The organism is Pseudomonas sp. KH_046_2 (assembly GCF_057838985.1).
Window position 1 is genome coordinate 4,252,666 of record NZ_CM174480.1, and the last position, 23,492, is coordinate 4,276,157.

General features: G+C 61.7%; 26 protein-coding genes. 12 read left to right on the forward strand and 14 right to left on the reverse strand.

The genetic code is table 11. The features are described 5' to 3' along the window. Positions 1-6 precede the first annotated feature (6 nt). A complete protein-coding gene (locus AC3IX1_RS19285) occupies positions 7-507 on the forward strand; it encodes an SRPBCC family protein (protein WP_489385403.1) in 501 nt (166 codons plus the stop codon). On the opposite strand, the gene AC3IX1_RS19290 is transcribed toward AC3IX1_RS19285, so the two are convergent. Genes AC3IX1_RS19290 through AC3IX1_RS19320 form a run of 7 tightly spaced genes read right to left on the reverse strand, consistent with a single transcriptional unit; the run spans position 483 to position 6,155 of the window. Continuing rightward, positions 483-917, reverse strand: a complete 435-nt coding sequence (locus tag AC3IX1_RS19290) for a nuclear transport factor 2 family protein (protein WP_489385404.1) — start codon at positions 915-917, stop codon at positions 483-485. The genes AC3IX1_RS19285 and AC3IX1_RS19290 overlap by 25 nt on opposite strands. Continuing rightward, positions 914-1,303, reverse strand: a complete 390-nt coding sequence (locus AC3IX1_RS19295; protein ID WP_489385405.1) for a steroid Delta-isomerase — start codon at positions 1,301-1,303, stop codon at positions 914-916. The genes AC3IX1_RS19290 and AC3IX1_RS19295 overlap by 4 nt, the downstream gene beginning before the upstream one ends. After that, the gene (locus AC3IX1_RS19300; RefSeq protein ID WP_489385406.1) at positions 1,304-2,506 is read right to left on the reverse strand and encodes an acetyl-CoA C-acyltransferase; all 1,203 of its coding nucleotides are present in this window, start codon (positions 2,504-2,506) and stop codon (positions 1,304-1,306) included. A 29-nt stretch (positions 2,507-2,535) separates the two neighbouring features. Next, positions 2,536-2,994: a MaoC family dehydratase gene (locus tag AC3IX1_RS19305; RefSeq protein ID WP_489385407.1), complete on the reverse strand. Its 459-nt coding sequence runs from the start codon at positions 2,992-2,994 to the stop codon at positions 2,536-2,538. Positions 2,995-2,996: 2 nt separating this feature from the next. Further along, positions 2,997-3,779, reverse strand: coding sequence for an SDR family oxidoreductase (locus AC3IX1_RS19310; protein WP_489385408.1), 783 nt, complete (start codon positions 3,777-3,779; stop codon positions 2,997-2,999). Between the two features lie 13 nt (positions 3,780-3,792). Continuing rightward, positions 3,793-4,986 (reverse strand): acyl-CoA dehydrogenase family protein, encoded by a 1,194-nt coding sequence (locus tag AC3IX1_RS19315; protein WP_489385409.1) that lies wholly within the window; start codon positions 4,984-4,986, stop codon positions 3,793-3,795. Beyond that, entirely contained in the window at positions 4,983-6,155 is a 1,173-nt protein-coding gene (locus AC3IX1_RS19320; protein ID WP_489385410.1) for an acyl-CoA dehydrogenase family protein, read from the reverse strand. The genes AC3IX1_RS19315 and AC3IX1_RS19320 overlap by 4 nt, the downstream gene beginning before the upstream one ends. A gap of 172 nt (positions 6,156-6,327) precedes the next feature. Here AC3IX1_RS19320 and AC3IX1_RS19325 point away from each other — a divergent pair, with 172 nt between their 5' ends. Then, a complete protein-coding gene (locus tag AC3IX1_RS19325) occupies positions 6,328-6,972 on the forward strand; it encodes a YceH family protein (RefSeq protein WP_489385411.1) in 645 nt (214 codons plus the stop codon). A 175-nt stretch (positions 6,973-7,147) separates the two neighbouring features. On the opposite strand, the gene AC3IX1_RS19330 is transcribed toward AC3IX1_RS19325, so the two are convergent. Next, on the reverse strand, positions 7,148-7,666 hold the full coding sequence (locus AC3IX1_RS19330; protein WP_489316594.1) for a cupin domain-containing protein: 519 nt from the start codon (positions 7,664-7,666) through the stop codon (positions 7,148-7,150). Between the two features lie 9 nt (positions 7,667-7,675). Further along, positions 7,676-8,494: a shikimate 5-dehydrogenase gene (locus AC3IX1_RS19335; protein ID WP_489385412.1), complete on the reverse strand. Its 819-nt coding sequence runs from the start codon at positions 8,492-8,494 to the stop codon at positions 7,676-7,678. A gap of 246 nt (positions 8,495-8,740) precedes the next feature. Here AC3IX1_RS19335 and AC3IX1_RS19340 point away from each other — a divergent pair, with 246 nt between their 5' ends. From AC3IX1_RS19340 to trhP, 4 genes are all read left to right on the forward strand, one after another. After that, positions 8,741-9,115: a hypothetical protein gene (locus tag AC3IX1_RS19340; RefSeq protein ID WP_489385413.1), complete on the forward strand. Its 375-nt coding sequence runs from the start codon at positions 8,741-8,743 to the stop codon at positions 9,113-9,115. Between the two features lie 234 nt (positions 9,116-9,349). Continuing rightward, a complete protein-coding gene (locus AC3IX1_RS19345) occupies positions 9,350-9,544 on the forward strand; it encodes a hypothetical protein (RefSeq protein WP_008052996.1) in 195 nt (64 codons plus the stop codon). A 115-nt stretch (positions 9,545-9,659) separates the two neighbouring features. Then, positions 9,660-9,923 carry a hypothetical protein gene (locus tag AC3IX1_RS19350; RefSeq protein ID WP_489388799.1) on the forward strand — a complete coding sequence of 88 codons (264 nt, stop codon included), beginning with the start codon at positions 9,660-9,662 and terminating at the stop codon, positions 9,921-9,923. 75 nt (positions 9,924-9,998) lie between these two features. Further along, positions 9,999-11,324, forward strand: coding sequence for a prephenate-dependent tRNA uridine(34) hydroxylase TrhP (trhP, locus tag AC3IX1_RS19355; RefSeq protein ID WP_489385414.1), 1,326 nt, complete (start codon positions 9,999-10,001; stop codon positions 11,322-11,324). A gap of 123 nt (positions 11,325-11,447) precedes the next feature. Here the strand turns inward: trhP and AC3IX1_RS19360 are convergent, their stop codons facing one another. Beyond that, a complete protein-coding gene (locus AC3IX1_RS19360) occupies positions 11,448-12,311 on the reverse strand; it encodes a LysR family transcriptional regulator (RefSeq protein WP_489385415.1) in 864 nt (287 codons plus the stop codon). Between the two features lie 96 nt (positions 12,312-12,407). Here AC3IX1_RS19360 and AC3IX1_RS19365 point away from each other — a divergent pair, with 96 nt between their 5' ends. Further along, entirely contained in the window at positions 12,408-13,319 is a 912-nt protein-coding gene (locus tag AC3IX1_RS19365) for a DMT family transporter (protein WP_489385416.1), read from the forward strand. Positions 13,320-13,466: 147 nt separating this feature from the next. Here AC3IX1_RS19365 and AC3IX1_RS19370 read toward each other — a convergent pair whose 3' ends face one another. Then, on the reverse strand, positions 13,467-14,177 hold the full coding sequence (locus tag AC3IX1_RS19370) for a FadR/GntR family transcriptional regulator (RefSeq protein WP_489385417.1): 711 nt from the start codon (positions 14,175-14,177) through the stop codon (positions 13,467-13,469). 280 nt (positions 14,178-14,457) lie between these two features. Here AC3IX1_RS19370 and AC3IX1_RS19375 point away from each other — a divergent pair, with 280 nt between their 5' ends. The 3 genes from AC3IX1_RS19375 (at position 14,458) to ampC (ending at position 18,413) form a co-directional block, all read left to right on the forward strand. Beyond that, positions 14,458-15,804 carry an MFS transporter gene (locus AC3IX1_RS19375; protein ID WP_489385418.1) on the forward strand — a complete coding sequence of 449 codons (1,347 nt, stop codon included), beginning with the start codon at positions 14,458-14,460 and terminating at the stop codon, positions 15,802-15,804. 12 nt (positions 15,805-15,816) lie between these two features. Then, a complete protein-coding gene (gene gudD, locus AC3IX1_RS19380) occupies positions 15,817-17,160 on the forward strand; it encodes a glucarate dehydratase (protein ID WP_489385419.1) in 1,344 nt (447 codons plus the stop codon). Positions 17,161-17,303: 143 nt separating this feature from the next. Beyond that, positions 17,304-18,413: a class C beta-lactamase gene (gene ampC, locus AC3IX1_RS19385; protein ID WP_489388765.1), complete on the forward strand. Its 1,110-nt coding sequence runs from the start codon at positions 17,304-17,306 to the stop codon at positions 18,411-18,413. A 71-nt stretch (positions 18,414-18,484) separates the two neighbouring features. On the opposite strand, the gene AC3IX1_RS19390 is transcribed toward ampC, so the two are convergent. Continuing rightward, the gene (locus AC3IX1_RS19390; RefSeq protein ID WP_489385420.1) at positions 18,485-19,036 is read right to left on the reverse strand and encodes a DUF4174 domain-containing protein; all 552 of its coding nucleotides are present in this window, start codon (positions 19,034-19,036) and stop codon (positions 18,485-18,487) included. Positions 19,037-19,216: 180 nt separating this feature from the next. On the opposite strand from AC3IX1_RS19390, the gene AC3IX1_RS19395 reads away from it, so the two are divergent. Further along, a complete protein-coding gene (locus tag AC3IX1_RS19395; RefSeq protein ID WP_489385421.1) occupies positions 19,217-19,585 on the forward strand; it encodes a VOC family protein in 369 nt (122 codons plus the stop codon). 20 nt (positions 19,586-19,605) lie between these two features. Here AC3IX1_RS19395 and AC3IX1_RS19400 read toward each other — a convergent pair whose 3' ends face one another. Then, positions 19,606-20,391, reverse strand: a complete 786-nt coding sequence (locus tag AC3IX1_RS19400; protein WP_489385422.1) for a sulfite exporter TauE/SafE family protein — start codon at positions 20,389-20,391, stop codon at positions 19,606-19,608. Positions 20,392-20,684: 293 nt separating this feature from the next. Here AC3IX1_RS19400 and AC3IX1_RS19405 point away from each other — a divergent pair, with 293 nt between their 5' ends. Beyond that, entirely contained in the window at positions 20,685-23,045 is a 2,361-nt protein-coding gene (locus AC3IX1_RS19405; RefSeq protein WP_489385423.1) for a DNA polymerase II, read from the forward strand. Here AC3IX1_RS19405 and AC3IX1_RS19410 read toward each other — a convergent pair. Continuing rightward, positions 23,010-23,480 (reverse strand): DUF1810 domain-containing protein, encoded by a 471-nt coding sequence (locus tag AC3IX1_RS19410; RefSeq protein ID WP_489385424.1) that lies wholly within the window; start codon positions 23,478-23,480, stop codon positions 23,010-23,012. The two genes, AC3IX1_RS19405 and AC3IX1_RS19410, sit on opposite strands and share 36 nt — an antisense overlap. Positions 23,481-23,492: the final 12 nt, after the last annotated feature.

Consider the following 23,492-nt stretch of genomic DNA (forward strand, 5'->3'; position numbering starts at 1 on the left):
TTCGACATGCCCGTAGCCAGCCACAGCGTTGTACTGAACCTCACGCAACAAGCCGCCTGGGCCAAACTGCGCGACCTGAGCCTCGCCCCGCACTATGTGCCGGGCCTGACCGGTTGCCAGTTTCATCCCGGTGCAACGGAGGGTGTCGACGCCAGTCGCCGGGTGTTGCGCAAGGGCGGTCAGTATCTGGATGAAAGCGTGGTGCAGTGGCAGGAAGGCACGGGGTTCGTGCTGCGGTTGCACAAGGGCGGCAATGACTCGCCCTTTCCGTTTCGCGAGGCGAGTTTCAGTTATGCCTTGCAAGCCGAAGGCAACGCGACGCGCATCACCCTGCAAATGAATTACAGCCTGCGCGGCGGCAGGCTGTTTGAAAGGTTGCTGGCCAAGGCCTTCAACAAGGTCGTGCAGCAGATTGCCGAGAACCTCAAGGCCTTCTACGAAACCGGTCGGACACAAAACCCCGACCGGATCGAAACCCGCCCTCAGGAACGCGCCACTTCCGAGTGAGCGGTAAAACAGGTGGCGACGATCTTCCACTGGCCGGCAATACGCTGGTAACGGTCCTGATAGAACCCACCCAACTGCCGCGTCGCCCCGCTCTCGCCATCTAGGTTGAAATACCACAGGGCCCAACGGCCCTGGGCCTGATCCTCGCTTAGCACTTCGATTTCCGGGTTGGCGCCATGATGCAGGTCGATCACCCGCTCATGGCAGGCCAGTTCGCGGTACTGCGCGACAAAACTGTCGCGCTCACGAAAGATCCCCAACGGACCGTAATCGATCAGCACTTCACCTTCGGCAATGCAATCGGCAATCACCTCGACCTGCTTGAGATCGCAGGCATTGAGATAGCGATGCTTGAGCTGGCGGATGTCCTCCAGCGCTTCCAGGCGGGCGATCCGCTGCTCCAGATTCATGCTGCACCTCGCGCTGTCACGTTGACCTCACTCCAGAAGGCCTTCATCGACCGGATCTGGCCGTCGGCGTCGAACTCCATCACGTCGATCACATGCAGCGAGCACGGTTGCCCGCCCCACTCCATGTCGACCCGGAACGGCATCGCCCCGCAACCGTTGAGCGTCGCGCGCACCGGGCCGGTCTGGGTTGCGGAGACCTTCATCGCCCCCAGCCCTTCACGGTAAAAGCGCGCGATGGCGTCGATGCCCTGCAACGGCGCCTGGCCGACCGGGTCTTCAACGGTGGCGTCTTTGGCGTAGAGCGCAAGGATGCCCTCGATGTCGCCGGCATCCACCATTTCCACGTAGCGGGCCATGGTCGCCTGAATCTGTTGAGCGCTGATCATTCAGACCACCTCGAACAGAGCAGCAGCGCCCATGCCGCCACCGATGCACATGCTCACCACCACGTAACGCAAGCCGCGACGTTGACCTTCGACCAACGCGTGGCCAACCATCCGCGCGCCGGACATGCCGAACGGATGGCCGATGGAGATCGCCCCGCCGTTGACGTTCAGGCGTTCGGCCGGAATGCCCAGGGTGTCGCGGCAATACAAGACCTGGCAGGCGAACGCTTCGTTCAACTCCCAGAGGCCGATGTGGTCCATGGTCAGGCCGTGGCGCTTGAGCAGCTTGGGAATGGCGTACACCGGGCCGATGCCCATCTCGTCGGAATTGCAGCCGGCGACCGCCATGCCGCGATAGATCCCGAGCGGCTCCAGGCCACGTTTCTCGGCCATTTTCGCGCTCATCAGCACCGAGGCCGACGCACCGTCGGACAACTGCGAGGCATTGCCGGCGGTGATGAAACGCCCCTTGTCGCTCCACTGACCGCCCGGCCATACCGGCTCCAGCGCCTTCAGGCTCTGAAGGGTGGTGTCGATGCGGTTGCACTCGTCGCGCAGCAAGGTGACGGTTTCATAACTGGTTTCGCCGGTGGCCTTGTCGAACAGTGCCTTGCGGCTGGCCAGCGGCGCGATCTCGCGGTCGAAGCGCCCGGCGCTCTGGGCCTGCGCGGTGCGCAGCTGGCTCTGGTAGCTGTATTCGTCCTGCTCGTCGCGGGAGATGCCGTAGCGCGCGGAGACGATCTCGGCGGTTTCGATCATCGGGATGTAGGCGTGCGGATCAAGCTCGATCACAGCACTGGATTGATTGCGATAGAGGTTCTTGTGCTTGTTCTGCACCAGGGAAATCGACTCCAGGCCACCGGCCACGGCGATGTCGATTTCGTCGCACATGATGCCTTTGGCGGCCATGGCGATACTCATCAGGCCCGACGAGCACTGGCGCTCGACGGCCATCCCGGCAACCGACGTCGGCAAGCCGCCGGCGATCGCGCACAGGCGGCCCAGGTTATAGGACTGCGTACCCTGCTGCGCGGCGGCGCCGATGATCACGTCGTCCACTTCACCCGGCTCGATGCCGGCACGGCGCACGGCTTCGCGCACTACATGGCCGCCCAGTTGCGGGGCTTCGGTGTCGTTGAACGCACCGCGAAAGGCCTTGCCGATCGGAGTGCGGGCGGTGGAAACGATGACGGCTTCTTTCATGCTGGATTCCTCGAAAATGCTGTTGAAGGTCAGGCCGGGTAATAGCGACTGATGGTGTCGACCACGCAGCCTGGACGTTCCTCGCCGTCGATTTCGACGCTGACGCGGATGGTCGCCTGTACGCCGCCCTTCACTTCCTCGACCGCTATCAATTGCGCACTTCCGCGCACCCGCGAGCCAACGCGCACCACCGAGGGGAAGCGCACCCGCTCACAGCCGTAATTGACGCCCATGGCCAGGCCACGGACTTCGACGATCTGCGGCAAGAACAGATTGACCAGCGACAGGCTCAGGTAACCATGGGCAATGCAGGCGCCAAACGGGCCGCTGGCGGCCTTGACCGGATCGACGTGAATCCACTGGTGATCGCCCGTGGCGTCGGCGAACCGGTCGATGCGGTCCTGTTCCAGCAACAGCCAGTCGCTGACGCCGAGTGATTCGCCAACGGCCTCGAACAAGGCCATCGGCGTGTCGAAAATTCGTGGCATGGTCACGCCCTCTGGCTGGACACCGACAACACTTCGCCGGTCATGTAGGAGCTGTAGTCGCTGGCCAGGAACATCATCACGTTGGCCACTTCCCAGACTTCGGCGGCGCGGCCGAAGGCTTCGTTGGCGGCCAGTTGATCGAGCACCGCCTGGGGCGCGGATTTGCGCAGGAAGTCGTGCAGGGCAATGCTCGGGCTGACGGCGTTGATGCGGATGCCGTAGTCGGCGGCCTCGACCGCTGCGCAGCGGGTCAGCGCCATGACGCCGGCCTTGGCGGCGGCGTAGTGCGACTGTTCTTTCTGTGCGCGCCAGCCCAGCACCGAGGCGTTGTTGACGATGACCCCGGCACGACGCTCCATCATTTTCGGCAGCATGGCGCGGGTCATGCGCATGGTGCCGGTGAGCGTCACGTCGATGACTCGATTCCACTCTTCGTCGGCCATGTCCACCAGCAAGCGCGAGCCGCCAAGCCCGGCGTTGTTGATCAACACATCAACGCCTTGCAGGTCACGCTCGGCGCAGGCAATCAGCTGTTGCACCTGGGCTTCGTCGGCAACGTTGCAGACCTGGCCGAACACTTGTTGCAGCCCTGTGGTTTCGCGGATCTTCAGCACCGCTTCGGCCAACCGGCCTTCGTGGATATCGCTGATCATCAATGCACGGCAGCCTTCTTCGGCAGCGCGCACGGCGGCGGAAAAACCGATCCCGGCGCCTGCGGCGGCGGTGATCAGTACCGACTTGCCGCGCAGCAGGCCGCGGCCTTCAACATATTGAGGTACAGACATGAACTCTCTCCTTTCAGGCGCGCGGACGCGGCTCTTTGGGCATGCCCAAGGCACGCTCGGCAATGATGTTGCGCTGGATTTCGTTGCTGCCGCCGTAGAGGGTGTCGGCGCGGCTGAACAGGTACAGCGACTGCAATCGGGTCAGTTGGTAAGGCGCGGCTTCGAGCAATTCCGCCTCGGCGCCGAGGACGTCCATCGCCAACTTGCCGAGGCTGGCGTGCCAGGTCGACCAGAACAGCTTGTAGATGGTCGCCTCTTTGCGCAGCGAACCATCCTGGCTACCCGAGAGCATGCGCAGCGAGTTGTAGCGCATGATCCGCAACCCGCTCCAGGCCTCGGCCAGGCGCTGACGCAGGATCGGGTCGCGGTCGGCGCCGTTGGCGCGGGCCTTGGCGATGATTTCGTTGAGTTCGTTCTGAAACTGCATCTGCTGGCCGAGGGTCGAGACACCCCGCTCGAAACCCAGCAGCGCCATGGCGATCTTCCAGCCTTCGCCCGGCGCGCCGATGATGTTGGTGGCGTCGGTGCGGGCATCGTCGAAGAATACTTCGTTGAATTCCGAGGTGCCGGTCAGTTGCTCGATGGGGCGTACGGTGATTTCCGTCTGGGCCATCGGCACCAGCAGGAACGACAGACCGCGATGGCCGACGCTACCCGGTTCGGTGCGGGCGATGACAAAGCACCAATCCGATTCGTGGGCCAGGGACGTCCAGACTTTTTGCCCGTTGATCAGCCATTGGCCGGTCGCCTCATCCAGCGTTGCGCGGGTCTTGACGTTGGCCAGGTCGGAACCGGCGCCCGGCTCTGAGTAGCCCTGGCACCAGAACGACGTACCGCTGACGATGCCCGGCAAAAAGCGCTGTTGCTGTTCGACCGTGCCGAACGCGGCAATGGTCGGCCCGGCCAGGCCTTCGCCGATATGGCCCATGCGGCCGGGGCCGCCGGCGCGGGCGTACTCTTCGTTGAAGATCACCTGCTGGGTGATCGACAGGCCGCGCCCGCCATGTTCCGGCGCCCAGCCGACGCAGGTCCAGCCGCCTTCGGCGAGTTTGCGTTCCCAGGCTTTGCGCTCTTCGGGAAACATGTGCTCATCGCCCGGACCGCCGCGAAAACGCAGGGCCTCGAATTCACCGCAGAGGTTGGCGCTCATCCAGTCGGCCACTTCCCGACGGAAGCATTCGTCCTGCTCGCTGAAACTGATTTTCATGGCTGCTCTCCCAGAATCACCGAAGCAATGCGCTCGCGATGCCAGGCCGGTAGCCCGAGGAAACTCTCGCTGGCGCGGGCGCGCTTGAAGTAGAGGTGCGGGTCGTATTCCCAGGTGAAACCGACACCGCCATGCAACTGGATCGATTCGGACGCACAGTGGAAATAGGTTTCCGAGCACTGCGCCTTGGCCAGCGCCGCCGCCAGCGGCAGTTCGGCCGCGACCTGCGGATCACCCTGGGGATCGAGGACTTCCTGGGCCACGCACGCGGCGTAATAACTGGCCGAACGGGCGCATTCGACTTGCAGCATCATGTCGGCGGCGCGGTGTTTGAGGGCCTGGAAACTGGCAATCGGGCGACCGAACTGCTGGCGTTCCTGCATGTAAGCCACGCTGAGGTCGAGTACCTGCTGCGCGCCGCCGGTCTGCTCGGCGGCCAGGCCGATGCAGGCCAGTTGCAGGACTCGCTCAAGGTCCGGCCAGCCGTTCCCGAGCTCACCCAGCAAGCAGTCGGCTTCAAGGTACAGGCCCTTGAGCTGGATCCGCGCCTGACGCCGGGTCTGGTCCATGGTCGGCAGCATTTGCCGTTCGATGCCTGCGCTTACGGCGTTCACGGCAAACAGGCTGATGCCCGTTTCGCCGGTGGTTCCGGGTTGTCGTGCGGCAATGATCAACAGGTCGGCGCCATGGCCGTCGAGCACATGCTTGAGGGTGCCGTCGAGGACGAACCCGTCGCCCTCAGCCACCACCGTCGCCTGGACATCATCGGCAGACCAGCCGTTGGCACTGCTGAACGCCAGGGTCGCAGTCACGCTGCCATCGGCAATCGACGGCAACCAGCGCTGCTTCTGCTCATCATTGGCCGCCAGCAACAGCGCAGGGGTGGCCATGCAGGCGGTGGCGAAAAACGGCGAGCACAGCAAGCGCCGGCCCATCTGTTCCAGCAGGATCGTCAGCTCGACAAAGCCGAGGCCCAGGCCGCCATAGGTTTCGGGGATATGAATGGCCGGCCAGTACATTTCCTGGCACAGACGCTGCCAGAGGGCTTCGTCGAAACCCCGTTCGCTGACCATTGCCGCGCGCACGGCGGCAGAATCCGAGACATCGGCGAGGAAGCCCTCGGCCGATGCGCGGATCATTTCCTGTTCGTCGCTGAATGCAAACTCCATCGCGGCGCCTTCTGCTCGTTTGGCGGGGCGCGCGTGGCGCAACACCCCTTTGAGCATGAAGTTTGGCGCCGCCCGGACGCGGCAGAATCGTTAGCCTTGCCTAGTCCGAACGGGCGATGTCAAAGTGCGCTTACGCAAGTGAAAAACATGAATCGGCTAAGGATGCAGAACCATGAGCACTGAGCAAGAGACGACTTTCGACGAGCCGCGGCTCAACAGTACGGAAATCCGCATTCTGGGTTCGCTGATCGAGAAACAGGCCACCAGCCCGGAAACCTATCCCCTGACCCTCAATGCCCTGGTGATTGCCTGCAACCAGAAAACCAGCCGCGAGCCGGTGATGAACCTGACGCCGGGCCAGGTCGGCCAGAGCCTGCGCGCCCTCGAAGGACGCGGTTTTGCCAGACTGGTGATGGGCAGCCGCGCCGACCGCTGGGAACACAAGGTCGACAAGGCACTGGAACTGGTGCCGGCACAGGTCATCCTCACCGGGCTGATGTTTCTGCGTGGCCCGCAGACCGTCAATGAACTGCTGACCCGCAGCGGCCGCATGCATGAGTTCGAAGATGCCGAACAGGTGGTGCATCAACTCGAACGCCTGATTGCCCGGGGCCTTGCGGTACTGATTCCGCGTCAGGCCGGCCAGCGCGAAGACCGTTACACCCACGCCCTGGGCGACCCGGCGGATATCGAAGCGATCATGGCGGCCCGGCAAAACCCGGCCGAACGGGGCAGCAACGGGGTTTCGGTTGAACGGATCGAAGAACTGGAAGCGCGGATTGCGGCACTGGAAGAAAGGCTGGCCCGGCTCGAATAGCCCCCCTCATTTTTCTGGCTATCCACTGTGGCGAGGGGGCTTGTCGGAACGCCGCACCGCCCCGTTCGGCGGCGCAGCCGTCGTAAAATCGGTGAACGGGTTTGTTCCTGGGGGCTGCTTCGCAGCCCAACGGGGGCAAGCCCCCTCGCCACAAAGTAACCGTCATCCTGTACCGCTACTCGCCGTCCCAGTAATCCACCCCGTCCGCCTGCCGGGCCACCGCAACAAAACCCGAAGCATTACCCTCGGCATCCACCTTGAAGTCATCCATCACGGCGTATTTGCCGGAATCCGGGTATTCACAGATCTCCGGTGATTGCTGGGTGCTGACGGCCAGGTAGCGCAACTCACCGTTGCTGGTATTGATGATCTGGTGCGCTTTTTCAGGCCCACCCGGTGGACAGGCGATCACATCACCGGCGCGGATCGGAAAACGTTCGGCTCCCAGACGGACTTGCCCTTCCCCGGCCACGACGTAGAACATTTCCTCATTGACCCGATGACTGTGAAACGGGCTGCCGCGCATGCCTGGTTCCAGCACATACAGGCGATAACCCAGCTTTTGCGCCCCCAGTTGCTGACCGACACGGGCCAGGCGCTGTTGATAGCGACCGGCGGTTTCACCGCTCGGCGCAAACGCTTCGGGCAGCGGTTCAAGTTCGACCGAATCCAGATTGAGAATCGGGGGATGCATGGACACCTCCTAGCTGCGGGCAAACGCCACGGCCTTCTGGAATTGCTCGTCCGTCGGCCGTACACCGGTATAGAGCACAAATTGCTCCAGTGCCTGGATCGCGATCACTTCCAGCCCGGTGATGACCCGCTTGCCTTCGGCACGAGCACGCACGATCAACGGTGTTTCCGAGGGAATCGCCACCACATCGAAGACGGTTTCCGCTTTTTCGATCACATCAGCCTCAAAGGCCAGTTGATCGGCCTCCGGTCCTCCCGTCATGCCGATCGGGGTGACGTTGACCAGCATTTGCGGGCGACGACTCCCCAACTCGGCCTGCCACTCATACCCCAACGACTTTGCCAGCGCCTGCCCGGCACGCTCGTTGCGGGCCACGATCAGGCCGTTTTCATAGCCGCCATCGCGCAAGGCGCTCGCCACGGCCTTGGCCATGCCGCCGCTGCCGCGCAGGGCAAAGGTCGAGTCCTTGGGCACCTGGTGTTTGTCCAGCAACTGGGCAACGGCGATGTAATCGGTGTTGTAGGCCTTGAGATGACCGTCGGTGTTGACGATGGTGTTGATCGATTGAATGGCGGCGGCCGACGCGTCGAGTTCATCCACCAGGGCAATGCAGGCTTCCTTGAACGGCATCGATACGCCACAGCCACGAATCCGCAGGGCGCGAATGCCGGCAACGGCACCCGTCAGGTCCTGGCTGGCAAAGGCCTTGTAGTAAAAATTCAGGCCCAGCTGTTCATACAGATGATTGTGAAAACGCAGACCAAAGTTCCCGGGGCGTCCTGAAAGGGACATGCACAGCTGGGTGTCTTTGTTGGGATTCATCTGCATGGGGAAGCTCCTTCGAATGCACTTTTCGGATGGACGGAATTAGCCCTCCATCGGGTTCTGATCGATCATATAAGCGTGATTACATGGACTTACACAGACCGGTAAGAAAGTCGGTACAGACCTTACACAAAATTTACCTCGCGGCCGTGCTGATTTTCGAAAAAAAGCTGTCTTAGAGGTATCCCCGCGACAATCCCTGGGTCTATTGCAGACACAGGCGCCGGGTTGAAGAACCGAGGTACTATCATGATCCGTAAAGTCCCCACAGTAGCCTTGCTGATCGGCACTCTCGCTATCGCAGGACAGGCGCAAGCCCATGGTGGTGGTAATGATGCGGCGGTATTTGGAGCGATCGTCGGTACTGCCATCGTCGGCTCGGCTCTGATCAACGCCAACCGCCCGGTTTATGTCGCACCGCAACCGGTCTACTACCAGCCCGCGCCGGTTTATTACGCACCACCTCCGGTTTACTACCAGCCGGCCCCGGTCTACGTGCAGCAACCGATCTACTACCGCCCGGCCCCGGTTTACTACGGCCCACCCCGTGGTTACTACGGTCCACCCCGTGGTTACTACGGCCCGCCACGGGGCTACTACGGCCCTCGCTACGGCCGCTGGTAACGAACTCATCCAGCCTCGCTGAAACAGCGGGGCATTTTTATGCCCGCTTGTCGGTGCAAGTCTGGATAAATCTCGCCAACGTCGCTATCGGGACAGTGCCCGTGGCAGAAATGGGCAAGATGGACTCGACCCGTTTTCTGCCGTGCGGCAAATAACGGTCATATTTTTGTCATGACAGTTCCGCAAGCTCGGTGCTGTCCGTCGATAACAGTTGAAAACAACAAGGACGACCACATGCCAACGCAAAACCCGCACCGCATTGTCGGTCTGTGCACCTCCAGCAAGGTGTACAACGCACTGACCGAACTCAAGCACCTGGAAGGTCATCGCAGCGCCAAGTTTCTCTCGCTGCTGACGCAAAGCCTGGTGCGCAAGGGCCTGCTCAACGAGCAGGAAGTGGTTCATATGCTCGATCAGGTGGTCAGCTGACCTACCAACGGTCGTTTGCCCCCAATGGCATCAATGACCACTATCGAAAGCGTTGATTACCCCTCAAGGCACCCGGACCTTAAAGTAGCTCCACAGATTGATGGAGGTACTTGTCATGTCCAAGGTTCAGATCATGTCCGTTATCGGCAGCGCCGTCCCCGCACAGCTCAGAGAGCTGGGCATGCTCGCCTGCTGGTATCTGGTGCAGGACGGCGTGCAGATCAGCGGCCCGCTCACTTCGCTGCCCGCCGCCCGGGAGCTGTCGCAACGCATCGGCACCGGCCAGTCCGGCAGGTTCAGCGCCGAAGGCAGCTGCGTGAAAAAGCTGGCGATGGTGTTTAGTCCGCCACGGCTCGCGCGAATGCCATTGGTTTATTGATCAGGCATAGATCCAGGTCAATAAACCTTCGGCACAGGACGTTTACCCTGCGCGGCTTTTGCGACTGACACCGCCATGAACCTCACCGCTCCAGAACTGCTCGCCCCCGCCGGCACCCTGAAAAACATGCGTTACGCCTTCGCCTACGGCGCCGATGCCGTGTACGCCGGCCAGCCGCGCTACAGCCTGCGGGTGCGTAACAACGAATTCGACCATGCCAACCTGGCCCTCGGCATTCGCGAAGCCCAGGCCCGGGGCAAGCGTTTTTACGTGGTGGTGAACATCGCGCCGCACAACGCCAAGCTCAAGACCTTCCTCAAGGACCTCGAACCGGTGATCGCCATGGCCCCGGATGCGCTGATCATGTCCGACCCCGGCCTGATCATGCTGGTGCGCCGGCACTACCCGCAGATGCCGATCCACCTTTCGGTGCAGGCCAATACGGTGAACTGGGCGAGCGTCGAGTTCTGGCAGCAGCAAGGCCTGAGCCGGATCATCCTGTCCCGGGAGTTGTCGCTGGAAGAAATCGCCGAAATCCGCGAACAGGTGCCAGCCATGGAACTGGAGGTGTTCGTGCACGGCGCGTTGTGCATGGCCTATTCCGGGCGCTGCCTGCTGTCCGGCTACATGAACAAGCGTGACGCCAATCAGGGCAGTTGCACCAATGCCTGTCGCTGGAAATATTCGGCGCAACCGGCCACGGAAAACCAGCTCGGCGAGATCGTGCAGCAGTATCAGCCGGAACCGACCCTGGGCATCGGCGCGCCCACCGATCAGGTGTTCCTGCTGCAGGAAGCCAATCGTCCGGATGAACAGATGCCGGCCTTCGAAGACGAACACGGCACCTACATCATGAACGCCAAGGACCTGCGCGCCGTGCAGCACGTCGAACGCCTGGCACACATGGGCGTGCACTCCCTGAAAATCGAAGGCCGGACCAAATCGCACTTTTATTGCGCGCGCACCACCCAAGTCTATCGCCGGGCCATCGACGATGCAGTGGCGGGCCGGGCCTTCGACCGCGGCCTGATGACCGACCTGGAATCCCTCGCCCAGCGCGGCTACACCGAAGGTTTTCTGCGCCGGCATGTGCATGACGAATACCAGAACTACCAGAACGGCAGCTCGGTGTCGGAGCGCCAGCAGTTTGTCGGTGAACTGACCGGGCAGCGCCGGGATCGACTGGCCGAGGTCAAGGTAAAGAACCGCTTCGGCCTGGGCGATCACATGGAGCTGATGACACCGAAAGGCAACTTCCACTTCGACCTGCATCAGTTGCATAACGCCAAGGGTGAAGCGATCAACGTTGCACCGGGCGATGGGCATACGGTGTATTTGCCGATACCGGATGCGGTGGATCTGGAGTTTGGGTTGTTGATGCGGGATGTGAACGTGAACTGATCTTCAAATACACACAACTCCCCTGTAGGAGCGAGCCTGCTCGCGATAGCGGTGCATCAGTCAACGTTGATGGTGACTGACACATCGCTATCGCGAGCAGGCTCACTCCTACAGGGAGATGCGTCAGGCAAACTCTTCGCGGAGCATCGCCACAAAAGCTTCCCGTGCCGGGTGCACCCCGGCGTTTTCGTGCCAGTAGAACAGGCTCTCGATTGCCGTCAGTTCGGGAAACTCAAACGCCACGCACCCGGCGCCCTTGGCGTATTGATCGAAAACCCCTTTAGTCACCAGCGCCACGCCGGCCCCGGCGCTGACGCAACCGACAATCGCGCCATAGCTGGCCAGGCTGACAATCGGCAGCGCCAACCCATTGCGCAATAACCAATGCTCCATCGCCGCCCGGTAAGGACAGCCCTGAGGCCAAAGGAACATCGTCTTGTCATGCAGGTCCGTCACGTTGCGCAGCGGCCCGAGGGAGGTTGAGGCGATCAGCAGCAACTCTTCGCGGTACATCGGCGTGCGCTTGAGGTGCGAACGCTCGACGTCGACCGCGACGATTGCACCGTCGAGCTTGTGATTGAGCGTGTCGTCGAGCAACTGGGCCCAGGTACCGGTGGTCAGCTCCAGCGCCACCGCCGGAAAGCGCTTGTGGAACTTCGCCAACAGGCGCGGCAATCGCCCGGTGGCCGACGACTCGATGGCCCCGATGCGCAGCGGCCCCGAGGGCTCGGCCGAAGGGTCGACCGCGCGCTTGGCCTCGGCGGTGAGGGCAAGGATTTTCGAGGCGTAGGCCAGGAAGGTTTGCCCCGACGGGCTGATGCGCAGCCCTCGGCCCTCACGCAGAAACAGCGCGACACCCAGTTCGGCCTCCAGGGCCTTGATCCGTGCCGTGATGTTCGACGGCACGCAATGCAACAGCTCGGCCGCGCGGGCGATGCTGCCGACATCGGCCACGGTCTTGAACATGCGAATCTGTGCCAGCTCCATACATCACCCATAGTGAACGGTTAGAGCAGTATAAGTCAGTTGTGGCGAACGATCCGCTTTCTGATACTCGGTGCATCCACCCACAGGTGCACGACCATGACGCCGCTCAAGCCCTCCCCCGTTTCACCCTGGAAAATCATCCTGGCCATGGCGTTTGTCGCGGCGTGCTGGGGTTATTCCCCGACCGGCATCCATATCGCCTTGCTGGCCTATGACCCGGTGCACCTGGCGCTCCTGCGCTTCCTGCTGGCTTCCGTGTTCATGGCGGTGGTCGCGATGTTCAAGGGCATACGCCTGCCGAGACTGCGCGATCTGCCGTTGATGTTCGGCCTGGGGTTCTTTGCCGTGAGCCTGCACCACGTGGCGATCAACTTCGGACAGCAAGGTGTCAGCGCAGGTGCTTCGAGCGTCCTGGCCCAGACCACGCCGCTGTTCAGCACGCTGATCGCGCGCTTCGTGTTCAAGGATCAGGTGAGCCTGTGGCGCTGGGGTTGTGTGCTGCTCGGGTTGTTTGGCGTGATGATTGTGGTGGCGGGCGATCATGGCCTGGGCAGCATTGATGCCCACGGCTTGCTGATCCTGCTGGCGGCAGTGTCCTGGAGTCTCTACTTTGCCCTGCAAAAGCATCACACCGGACGATACGACGGGCTGACGCTGGTGTGTTACACGGTGTGGTCCGGGACGGCGCTGTTGCTGGCTTTCTTGCCCGGCCTGGTGGATCAAGTCGCCCTGGCACCGATGCGCGTGCAGTTTGCGGTGATTGCCCTGGGGATATTCCCCAGCGCCCTGGCGTACCTGGCCTGGGCCTATGTGCTGGCGCATGTCGATTTGAGCCGGGCGACGATGACGCTGTATTTGACGCCACCGACGGCGATGGTCATTGCGTCCTATGCACTTGGCGAGCGGCCGACGTTGATGATCGTGGTCGGCGGGTTGGTGGTGTTGGCGAGTGTGCTGGCTCTGAATCTGGAGCGGCGGGCTGTGGTTGCTCAGGTTGCCCGGGCCTGATCCATGCTTTGCGCCGTCTGGTCTGGCGCCTTCGCGGGCAAGCCCGCTCCCACAGGTTCCGAGTCGTGCTCAAGATCTGTGGCAAACATTAAACCCTGTGGGAGCGTGGCTTGCCCGCGATGAACGATAACGCGGTATCACTGACCATCAACCAGCCGAAAACCGGTCACGACTGTTGGTCAGGTGCAGCCACATCGCCGCCCGCGCCGCGTCCGGGTCCTGGCGCTTGATGGCGTTGAGAATCGCCTCGTGCTCCAGGTTGGCCAACTGCCCGAGCTTGCTCAAGTCCACCGCGCCGCGCTCGGCGGCATTGACCCGGGTGCGCGGGATCATCGCACTGCCCAGGTGCTGCATGATCTCGGTGAAGCACACATTGCCGGTGGCTTCGGCAATCAGCAGATGAAAACGCCGGTCCGCTTCGACACAGCTGTCGTTGTTGGCCAGCAGGCTTTGATAGTCGTCCAGCGCTTCACGCATTTGGGCCAGTTGCAGGTCGGTGCGGCGAGTTGCCGCCAGCGCCGCCGCCTGGGTTTCCAGGCCCATGCGCAACTCCAGAATGCTGCGCACCCCCAACGCGGTATCGACATTCAGCCGCAGCCCCTGCTCCGGCGCACGCTCGATCACGAACGTGCCAATGCCGTGCCGGGTCTCCACCAGCCCCGAGGCCTGCAACTTCGAGATCGCCTCACGCACCACCGTGCGACTGACCCCGTGCTCCTGAACGATGGTGTTTTCCGACGGCAACTTGTCGCCGGGCAACATCTGGCCGAGCAGGATGCGCTGGGTCAGTTTTTCGACCAGGTCATGGGCCAGGTTGTGAGTGCGCTTGCGGGCAGGCGCGTCGAGGTCTTCATGCATGGGGATATCCGGAAAACAGGGCTATCGAATCGTAGCACCGCGCCAGGCGGGAATCCTGAAAAATCTCGCTCAACTTGTATGACAACACTCAACAACACGCCCACATTGAGTGACCACAAAGGCCATTCAGCACCACGAAAAGAATAACAATCACCCGCAAAAGCGCCATTTCATTGGATAAACGTGGTTGCAAGATCAAAAAATCTAGTTGTATGATGTCTATCAACAACGCAGCACCCAGCTTCACCCCGCATAAAAATAACGAGTGGGAGAAAACGCAGTGAATACATCCATCTCCGGGATGCACGACGACGCCAATTCAGCGCTGAAGTCCGCCATCGTCAAAGTCAAACGTCACGTCTTGCCGCTGTTCGTCATCATGTTCATCGTCAATTACATTGATCGCGTGAACATCGGTTTCGTCCGCGCCCACATGGAACACGACCTGGGCATTGGCGCGGCCGCCTATGGCCTGGGTGCCGGGCTGTTCTTCATCGGTTATGCACTGTTCGAGGTGCCCTCTAACATCCTTCTGCAGAAAGTCGGCGCACGCATCTGGCTGACGCGGATCATGCTGACCTGGGGCCTGGTGGCCGCGGGCATGGCGTTCATCCAGAACGAAACCCACTTCTACATCCTGCGCTTTCTGCTGGGCGTGGCCGAAGCCGGGTTCTTTCCCGGGGTGATCTACTACTTCACCCGCTGGCTACCCGGCGTGGAGCGCGGCAAGGCGATTGCCATCTTCCTCAGCGGCTCGGCGATCGCGTCGCTGATCTCAGGCCCCCTGTCCGGATTGCTCCTGCAAATCGAAGGGCTGGGCCTGCACGGCTGGCAATGGATGTACTTCATCGAGGGCATGTTTTCGGTGGGGTTGTGCGTGTTCGTCTGGTTCTGGCTGGACTCCAGACCCCACGACGCCAAATGGCTGAGCCGCGAAGAACAGGACGCGCTGGTCAAGGCCATAGACGACGAACAACTGGCCCGGGAAGCCGCCACGCCGATCAAGCCGTCGCTGGGCAAATTGCTCAAGGATCGCCAGATCATTCTGTTCTGCCTGATCTACTTCTTTATCCAGTTGACCATCTACGCCGCGACCTTCTGGCTACCGAGCATCATCAAGAAGATGGGCGACCTGAGCGACATCCAGGTCGGGCTGTTCAACTCGATTCCGTGGTTGCTGTCGATTGTCGGCATGTACGCTTTCGCTTCGTTTTCGGCCAAATGGAAACACCAGCAAGCCTGGGTCGCCACCGCCCTGCTGATCGCCGCGGCCGGGATGTTCATGTCCACCACCGGCGGGCCGGTCTTCGCCTTTGTTGCGATCTGCTTTGCAGCACTGGGCTTCAAATCGGCCTCGTCGCTGTTCTGGCCGATTCCCCAGGCCTACCTGGATGCGCGAATTGCGGCCGGCGTCATCGCGCTGATCAACTCGGTGGGCAACCTCGGCGGTTTCGTTGCACCGACCACATTCGGCCTGCTGGAAGAACGCACCGGCTCCATTCAGGGCGGGCTGTACGGCCTGGCCGCGACCTCGATCATCGCCGCCATCATCGTGTTTGCCGCCCGCAACAAACCCAAATCCGCACCTGCCGTCGAATCAGCCAAAGCTGCGCCACGTCACGCCTGAAAGGATAAAAAAATGACTGCACAAGAAATCGCCAAGGCCCCGATCATCACCAGCATGCAGATTGTTCCAGTCGCCGGCCACGATGGCATGCTGCTCAACCTGAGCGGCGCCCACGGCCCGTTTTTCACCCGCAACATCGTGATCCTCAAGGACAACGCCGGGCACACCGGCGTCGGCGAAGTGCCGGGGGGCGAGCGCATTCGCCAGACCCTCGAGGACGCACGCAGCCTGGTGGTCGGCAGCCCGATTGGCTCTTGGCAGAAAATTCTCAATCAAGTGCGCCAGACCTTCGCCGACCGCGATGCCGGTGGCCGCGGCTTGCAGACCTTCGACCTGCGCATCACCATTCACGCCGTCACCGGCCTGGAAGCCGCATTGCTCGACTTGCTCGGCCAGCACCTGGACGTGCCGGTGGCCGCCCTGCTCGGCGAAGGCCAGCAGCGCGATGAAGTGAAGATGCTCGGCTATCTGTTTTATGTCGGTGATCGCAACGAAACCGACCTCGCCTACCGCAGCGAACCGGACGCCGACAACGACTGGTTCCGCGTGCGACACGAGAAAGCCATGACCGCCGATGCCGTGGTGCGCCTGGCCGAGGCGGCCCACGCGCGTTATGGCTTCAAGGATTTCAAGCTCAAGGGTGGTGTGCTCAGCGGCGATGCCGAAATCGAAGCGGTCACGGCCCTCGCCGAACGCTTCCCCGATGCACGCATCACCCTCGACCCGAATGGTGCCTGGTCCTTGAAGGAAGCGATCCGTTTGTGCCGCGATCAGCATCGCGTCCTGGCCTACGCCGAAGACCCGTGCGGGGCGGAAAACGGTTACTCGGGACGCGAAGTCATGGCTGAATTCCGCCGGGCCACGGGCCTGAAAACCGCGACCAACATGATCGCCACCGACTGGCGGGAGATGGGCCATGCGATCCAGCTGCAGTCGGTCGACATCCCCTTGGCCGACCCGCACTTCTGGACCATGCAGGGCTCGGTGCGTGTGGCGCAGATGTGCCACGAATGGGGCCTGACGTGGGGTTCGCACTCCAACAACCACTTCGACATTTCCCTGGCGATGTTCACCCATGTTGCGGCGGCCGCACCGGGCGAGATCACCGCCATCGACACCCACTGGATCTGGCAGGACGGCCAGCGCCTGACCAAGGCCCCGCTGCAAATCGTCGACGGCTGCGTGCAGGTGCCGCAGAAACCGGGGTTGGGGGTCGAACTGGACATGGATCAGGTCGCCAAAGCTCATGAACTGTACAAAGGCATGGGCCTGGGTGCGCGGGATGACAGCGTGGCGATGCAGTTTTTGATTCCGGGCTGGAAGTTCGATAACAAACGACCCTGCCTGGTGCGTTGAGTTGACGGTTGCGCGCGGCCGCCTGTTGGCGGCCGATTTTAAAAAGCGCTCGGAGCATGGCGCTTCACGCCCTAAAATGACGCGCAACTGAATCAACGACGGATGAAACCAACATGGACAGGCTGAAAACCATCGCCGCTTGCATGGCGATATTCGCCGCGGGCCAATGCGTTGCGCAGGATCAAATCGAGACAGTGGTGAACGCCGCTGTACAACCGGTGATGCAAGCCGAGGGCATTCACGGCATGGCCGTGGCAGTCACCGTCAACGGCCAGGCGCATTACTTCAACTATGGCGTCGCCTCGAAAGAAACCGGCAACCCCGTCACCCAAGACACCCTGTTCGAAATCGGCTCCGTCAGCAAAACCTTCACCGCCACCCTCGCCGCCTACGCCCAGGCCACAGGCAAGCTGTCGCTGTCGGACAAGGCCAGCCAGATCCTGCCGGCCTTGCGCGACAGTGCGTTCGACCACATCAGCGTGCTGCAACTGGGCACCTACAGCGCTGGCGGCCTGCCGCTGCAATTCCCTGCCGAATATGATTCGGCCGACAAAATGCTCGGCTACTACAAGCAATGGCAACCGCTCTACGCCCCCGGCAGCCACCGACTGTATTCGAACCCCAGCCTTGGCCTGTTCGGCTACCTCGCCGCCCAAAGCCTAGGCCAGCCGTTCGATGACCTGATGGAGAAAACCCTGCTGCCGAAACTGGGCCTCAAGCACACCTATGTGCATGTGCCGCAGGATCAGATGGCGCTCTACGCCCAGGGCTACAACAAGGACGGCAAACCGGTGCGGGTTGGCCCAGGTGCGCTGGACTCCGAGGCGTACGGGGTGAAAACCAGCGCAGCAGACTTGCTGGGCTATGTCGGCGCGAACATGAAGCCGGCGTCTCTGGAGAAGCCATTGCAGCAAGCCATCGCCTTGACTCATAGCGGTTACTACACCGTAGGCGATATGACCCAGGGCCTGGGCTGGGAGATGTATCGTTACCCGATCACACTGGATCGTTTGCTGGAGGGCAACTCCACGCCAATGGCCATGGAGGCGCACAAGGTCCAATGGCTGAACCCGCCACAAGCGCAGCCGCAGAACGTGCTGGTCAACAAGACCGGTTCAACCGGTGGCTTCGGGGCTTATGTGGCGTTCGTGCCATCGAAGGACATTGGCATTGTGATTCTGGCCAACAAGAATTATCCCAATGCGGAGCGGGTCAAGATTGCCCATCAGATTCTGAGTGCCCTTTCCCAATAGTGGCTGCTCCATCTGTGGGAGCGAGCTCGCTCCCACAGGTCCTCCACTCACCAGCAGAATTCAGTGTCGGTTCAATCATCCGGCATTTCAGGCGGTTTGGCGGGCTTGGCCGGTTTGCCAGGTTTTGTACCTTTGGCGCCTTTGGCCGCCGGCTCCGCTTCAGTGACGGGAGCAGCCACGGTCGCGGTAAATTCTTTCTCGGCCGCCGGCAACTGATCGACGGCGCTGAAAATATCCTCCAGTTTGATGGCGTCCGATTGATCAAGTTTCTTTTCGCCGTCCTTGCCGACCAGAATCACCTTGGTCTTGGCGCCGGCGCCCAGCTTGAGCGAGCGGATCAGTGCCGCCGTGTCCTGTGGCCCGAGGTCTTTGCCGTCGCGCTGGCCCATCAGGTTGAGCACGGTGTAGAGCACCATGTTGCGGTCGGTGAATCCCTTGCGGTTGGCCGGCTCATCCAGGGACTTTTTCAGGCTGACCCAGGTTGGATCAACCGTGCTCGGAGCGATGACGATCAATGGCCGGGCCCTGCCCTTGTCCATGTCCAGCGGTGAGTCGCCATCGGCGGCGAACGAGGTGCCGGCGATCGCCAGCAAAGCAGCCAGGGTCAGTGACCTGATGAGCATGCGCATCTCCTTTTGATATCCACGCTCTAATGATTGCGCATCGCGGCGATCGTTCCGGGTGACGTACCGCAAATATTTTTCGCCTTGTCCCAAGCTTAGGTCAGGGCAGTCATTGCGCAACAGGCTGGGCTAATCTGAAGACTCATGACAACCCGCCTGATCCGTCGTGAGGACTGGCCCATGAGCGCTCAGTTGAACCACACCATCGTCTGGTGCCGGGACAAGCAAGTTTCGGCGAGTTTCCTGGCCCGCCTCCTTGGCCTGCCCACCCCGCAGCCCTTCGGGCCCATGCTGATCGTCAAACTGGATAATGGCGTGTCACTGGATTTCTACGACAACGACCCGCCGATAGCATCCCAGCACTACGCATTCTTGATGGGCGACGAGGATTTCGATGCGGCCTTCGCACGCCTGCAAGCCAACGGTCAGCCATGGTGGGCCGACCCGGGCAAGCAGCGACTGGGGGAGATCAACGATTTCGCGGGAGGACGACGGGTGTATTTCGATGACCCGGACGGGCATCTGCTGGAAATATTCACCCGCGAATGAAGCTGGCGTGGCAGCTTGAATCAGAACGCCAGTTTGTAGCCGATCAGCAACAGCATGGTCGCCAGGCAGGGGCGCAGCAGTTCGTCGGAGATGCGCCCGGTCAGGTGGCTGCCCAGGTAAATCCCCGGCAACGATCCCACCAGCAAGTAGCCCAGGACGTGCCAATCCATGTTGCCCATGCTGGCATGGCCAAGGCCCGCGACCAGGGTCAGCGGCACGGCGTGGGCGATTTCAGTCCCCACCAGGCGGCGGGTCGGCAGCATCGGATACAGAATGAACAGTGCCACGGTGCCCAGGGCGCCGGCGCCGATGGACGTCAGCGCGACCATGGTGCCAAGGATCAGCCCGGTGATGACCGTCATCACGTTCAAGCGCAATCCGCTGGGGTTGTAGTTGCCGCCCGCACGTTTGTGGGCGAAGTCGAGCAGGCGCTTCTTGAACAGGATCGCCAGTGCCGTGGCGAACAACACAAAACCGAGGGCCTGCTTGATGATCGCGTTCATCGCCTCGGGGGCGCTGTGCAGGGTGCTGAGGAACCACAGCGTCAGCAACACCGCAGGCACGCTGCCCAAGGTCAGCCAGCCGGTAATCGCCCAGTCGATGTTGTTGTTCTTGCGGTGAACCAGTACGCCACTGGATTTGGTGATGGCGGCGTACAGCAGGTCGGTACCGACCGCCGTCGCCGGGTTGATGCCGAACCCTAGCAGGATCGGGGTCATCAACGACCCGCCACCTACGCCAGTCATGCCGACGATAAAGCCCACCACCAACCCGGCAACAACCAATCCGATGTTCAGTAAATCCATGAATACGTCCACAACGATCGCAGGGAAAATCTGGTCCGCAGCATAGCGATAATTCTTATAACCATCTATATCGATACGATCTATCTTTATACCGAAAGCATCATGTCACCCTGTGGGGGGCTTGCCCGCGAAAGCGGACTGTCAGCCAATAAAGATGTTGAATGTTATGGCCCCTTCGCGAGCAAGCCCGCTCCCACAGGATCGGTGTCTGCCTGATAGACCGGCGACGAACGCGCTATCGCGACTGATGACGGGTAGAATCCCCCTCTGAATCAGTTTCGAGGTTTGCAGTGGTGGATCTACAGCAGGGCTTCGTCCTGACCCGGCATTGGCGCGACACCCCGGCCGGTACGGAAGTCGAATTCTGGCTGGCGACCGACAGCGGTCCCCGGCGTATCCGCCTGCCTCATCAACCGTCGGTGGCGTTCATCCCCGCTGCGCAGCGTCAGCCCGCCGAAAGCGTTTTGCATGACGAGAAGAACGTCGAGCTCAGGCCCCTGGCCCTGCAGGATTTCGAACATCGACCGGTCCTCGGTCTTTACTGCCAGCAACATGGCCAGTTGATGCGCCTGGAAACCGCGCTACGTCGGGCCGGTGTCGAGGTGTTCGAAGCCGACGTGCGCCCGCCGGAACGCTACATGATGGAGCGTTTCATCACCGCGCCGGTGCGTTTCAGTGGCACGCCGAATGCCGAGGGCCTGCTGCTCGACGCGCAGATGAAACCTGACCCCGATTACCGGCCGAGCCTGAAACTGGTGTCCCTGGACATCGAGACCACCGCCCAGGGCGAGTTGTATTCCATCGCCCTGGAAGGCTGCGGCGAGCGTCAGGTGTACATGCTCGGTCCGCCCAATGGCGACGCCAGCCAGGTGGATTTCCAGCTCGAGTACTGCGACTCGCGAACCCTGCTGCTGAAAAAGCTCAACGACTGGTTTGCCCGGTTCGACCCCGACGCGATCATCGGCTGGAACGTCGTGCAGTTCGACTTGCGGGTACTTCACGAACACGCCCGGCGTCTGGCGGTGCCCTTGAAACTGGGGCGCGGCGGCGAGGAAATGCAGTGGCGCGAACACGGCAGCGGTAACCATTACTTCGCATCGGCCGCTGGCCGCTTGATCATCGACGGTATCGAGGCCCTGCGTTCGGCGACCTGGAGTTTCCCCTCGTTCAGCCTGGAAAACGTCGCGCAAACCTTGCTCGGCGAGGGCAAGTCCATCGACAACCCGTACCAGCGCATGGACGAAATCAATCGCATGTTCGCCGAGGACAAACCGGCGCTGGCCAAATACAACCTCAAGGACTGCGAACTGGTCACGCGGATTTTCGCCAGGACCGAGTTGCTTACCTTCCTGCTGGAGCGGGCCAGCGTCACCGGTTTGCCGGCCGATCGCATGGGCGGTTCGGTGGCGGCGTTCACGCACCTGTACATGCCGCTGATGCACCGTCAGGGTTTCGTTGCGCCGAACCTCGGTGGCAAACCACCTGAAGCCAGCCCCGGCGGTTTTGTCATGGATTCGCAACCGGGGCTGTACGAATCGGTGCTGGTGCTCGACTACAAAAGCCTCTACCCGTCGATCATCCGTACCTTCCTGATTGACCCCGTGGGGCTGATTGAAGGGCTCAAGCACCCGGACGACAGCGAGTCGGTACCGGGTTTTCGTGGCGCGCGCTTTTCCCGCACCCGGCATTGCCTGCCGTCCATAGTCGCCCGGGTGGCCGAAGGCCGGGAAACCGCCAAGCGCGAACACAACGCGCCGCTGTCCCAGGCGCTGAAAATCATCATGAACGCCTTCTACGGCGTACTCGGCTCCAGCGGTTGTCGCTTCTTCGACACGCGCCTGGCGTCGTCCATCACCTTGCGCGGGCACGAAATCATGTTGCGCACCCGCCAGTTGATCGAGGCCCAGGGGCACGCGGTGATTTACGGCGACACCGACTCGACTTTCGTCTGGCTGCGTCGCGCCCATGGCCAGCAGGAAGCGGCGCAGATCGGCCACGCGCTAGTGGCGCACGTCAATCAGTGGTGGCGCGAGCACGTGCAGCAGGAGTACGGCCTGCAGAGCGTTCTCGAATTGCAGTTCGAAACCCACTACAAACGCTTTTTGATGCCGACCATTCGCGGCGCCGAAGAAGGCAGCAAGAAGCGCTACGCCGGGCTGGTCACCCGTGACGACGGCAGCGACGAAATGGTCTACAAAGGCCTGGAAACCGTGCGCACCGACTGGTCGCTGCTGGCCCGGCAATTCCAGCAGGAGCTGTATTCGCGGATCTTCCTGCGCAAGCCCTATCAGGATTATGTGCGTGACTACGTGCGCAAGACCCTGGCCGGCGAATTCGATGACCGGCTGATCTACCGCAAACGCCTGCGCCGCACCCTCGATGATTATCAGCGCAACGTGCCGCCCCACGTACGCGCGGCGCGCCTGGCCGACGAGTACAACGACCGGCAGGGGCGCCCGCGCCAGTACCAGAACGGCGGCTGGATCAGCTACGTGATCACCGTCGCCGGCCCCGAGCCGCTGGAAGTGCGTAGCGCGCCCATCGATTACGACCACTACATCACCCGGCAGCTGCAACCGGTGGCGGACGCGATACTGCCGTTTGTCGACGACGACTTCTCAACCCTGATTGGTGGGCAACTGGGCCTGTTTTGAGTCCATCAGCGACAGGGTCCAGTCATCCAGGATGCCGTGGAAGTACTGGTTCAAGGCTTGCTGGAAAAGGCTGTCGGCGCCGGCGACCTGGGCAAACAGTGTCATCGAGGAGTGAAACTTCAGGTCGTCGGGATGACCGAAAATCCCCACTGCCGAGCGCTCCCGGATGTTCAGCACCTCCTGGGTGCAGGTGCGTAGCCGGGCACCCAGCAACGGATGCTCAAGGTAGGCCAGGGCTTCCTCCCGCGAGCGGATGGCAAAGCGGCGCGACATCTCGCTGCCGCCGAGCCCGGCAAACTGCGGAAAAATGAACCACATCCAGTGACTGCGCTTGTGTCCGTTGTTCAGCTCGTTTTGAACCCGGTCGAATACCGGTTCCTGAGCCTGGAGAAAGCGTTGCAGATTGAACGGATCCAGGTGGTCGGTGCTTCTCATGGCGAAGCTCTC

Bases quoted from the DNA above. Each gene is read 5' to 3' on its own strand.
- AC3IX1_RS19285 (WP_489385403.1), top strand. From the start codon at position 7: ATGCCCGTAGCCAGCCACAGCGTTGTACTGAACCTCACGCAACAAGCC.
- AC3IX1_RS19290 (WP_489385404.1), bottom strand. From the start codon at position 917: ATGAATCTGGAGCAGCGGATCGCCCGCCTGGAAGCGCTGGAGGACATC.
- AC3IX1_RS19295 (WP_489385405.1), bottom strand. From the start codon at position 1,303: ATGATCAGCGCTCAACAGATTCAGGCGACCATGGCCCGCTACGTGGAA.
- AC3IX1_RS19300 (WP_489385406.1), bottom strand. From the start codon at position 2,506: ATGAAAGAAGCCGTCATCGTTTCCACCGCCCGCACTCCGATCGGCAAG.
- AC3IX1_RS19305 (WP_489385407.1), bottom strand. From the start codon at position 2,994: ATGCCACGAATTTTCGACACGCCGATGGCCTTGTTCGAGGCCGTTGGC.
- AC3IX1_RS19310 (WP_489385408.1), bottom strand. From the start codon at position 3,779: ATGTCTGTACCTCAATATGTTGAAGGCCGCGGCCTGCTGCGCGGCAAG.
- AC3IX1_RS19315 (WP_489385409.1), bottom strand. From the start codon at position 4,986: ATGAAAATCAGTTTCAGCGAGCAGGACGAATGCTTCCGTCGGGAAGTG.
- AC3IX1_RS19320 (WP_489385410.1), bottom strand. From the start codon at position 6,155: ATGGAGTTTGCATTCAGCGACGAACAGGAAATGATCCGCGCATCGGCC.
- AC3IX1_RS19325 (WP_489385411.1), top strand. From the start codon at position 6,328: ATGAGCACTGAGCAAGAGACGACTTTCGACGAGCCGCGGCTCAACAGT.
- AC3IX1_RS19330 (WP_489316594.1), bottom strand. From the start codon at position 7,666: ATGCATCCCCCGATTCTCAATCTGGATTCGGTCGAACTTGAACCGCTG.
- AC3IX1_RS19335 (WP_489385412.1), bottom strand. From the start codon at position 8,494: ATGCAGATGAATCCCAACAAAGACACCCAGCTGTGCATGTCCCTTTCA.
- AC3IX1_RS19340 (WP_489385413.1), top strand. From the start codon at position 8,741: ATGATCCGTAAAGTCCCCACAGTAGCCTTGCTGATCGGCACTCTCGCT.
- AC3IX1_RS19345 (WP_008052996.1), top strand. From the start codon at position 9,350: ATGCCAACGCAAAACCCGCACCGCATTGTCGGTCTGTGCACCTCCAGC.
- AC3IX1_RS19350 (WP_489388799.1), top strand. From the start codon at position 9,660: ATGTCCAAGGTTCAGATCATGTCCGTTATCGGCAGCGCCGTCCCCGCA.
- trhP (WP_489385414.1), top strand. From the start codon at position 9,999: ATGAACCTCACCGCTCCAGAACTGCTCGCCCCCGCCGGCACCCTGAAA.
- AC3IX1_RS19360 (WP_489385415.1), bottom strand. From the start codon at position 12,311: ATGGAGCTGGCACAGATTCGCATGTTCAAGACCGTGGCCGATGTCGGC.
- AC3IX1_RS19365 (WP_489385416.1), top strand. From the start codon at position 12,408: ATGACGCCGCTCAAGCCCTCCCCCGTTTCACCCTGGAAAATCATCCTG.
- AC3IX1_RS19370 (WP_489385417.1), bottom strand. From the start codon at position 14,177: ATGCATGAAGACCTCGACGCGCCTGCCCGCAAGCGCACTCACAACCTG.
- gudD (WP_489385419.1), top strand. From the start codon at position 15,817: ATGACTGCACAAGAAATCGCCAAGGCCCCGATCATCACCAGCATGCAG.
- ampC (WP_489388765.1), top strand. From the start codon at position 17,304: ATGGCGATATTCGCCGCGGGCCAATGCGTTGCGCAGGATCAAATCGAG.
- AC3IX1_RS19390 (WP_489385420.1), bottom strand. From the start codon at position 19,036: ATGCTCATCAGGTCACTGACCCTGGCTGCTTTGCTGGCGATCGCCGGC.
- AC3IX1_RS19395 (WP_489385421.1), top strand. From the start codon at position 19,217: ATGAGCGCTCAGTTGAACCACACCATCGTCTGGTGCCGGGACAAGCAA.
- AC3IX1_RS19400 (WP_489385422.1), bottom strand. From the start codon at position 20,391: ATGGATTTACTGAACATCGGATTGGTTGTTGCCGGGTTGGTGGTGGGC.
- AC3IX1_RS19410 (WP_489385424.1), bottom strand. From the start codon at position 23,480: ATGAGAAGCACCGACCACCTGGATCCGTTCAATCTGCAACGCTTTCTC.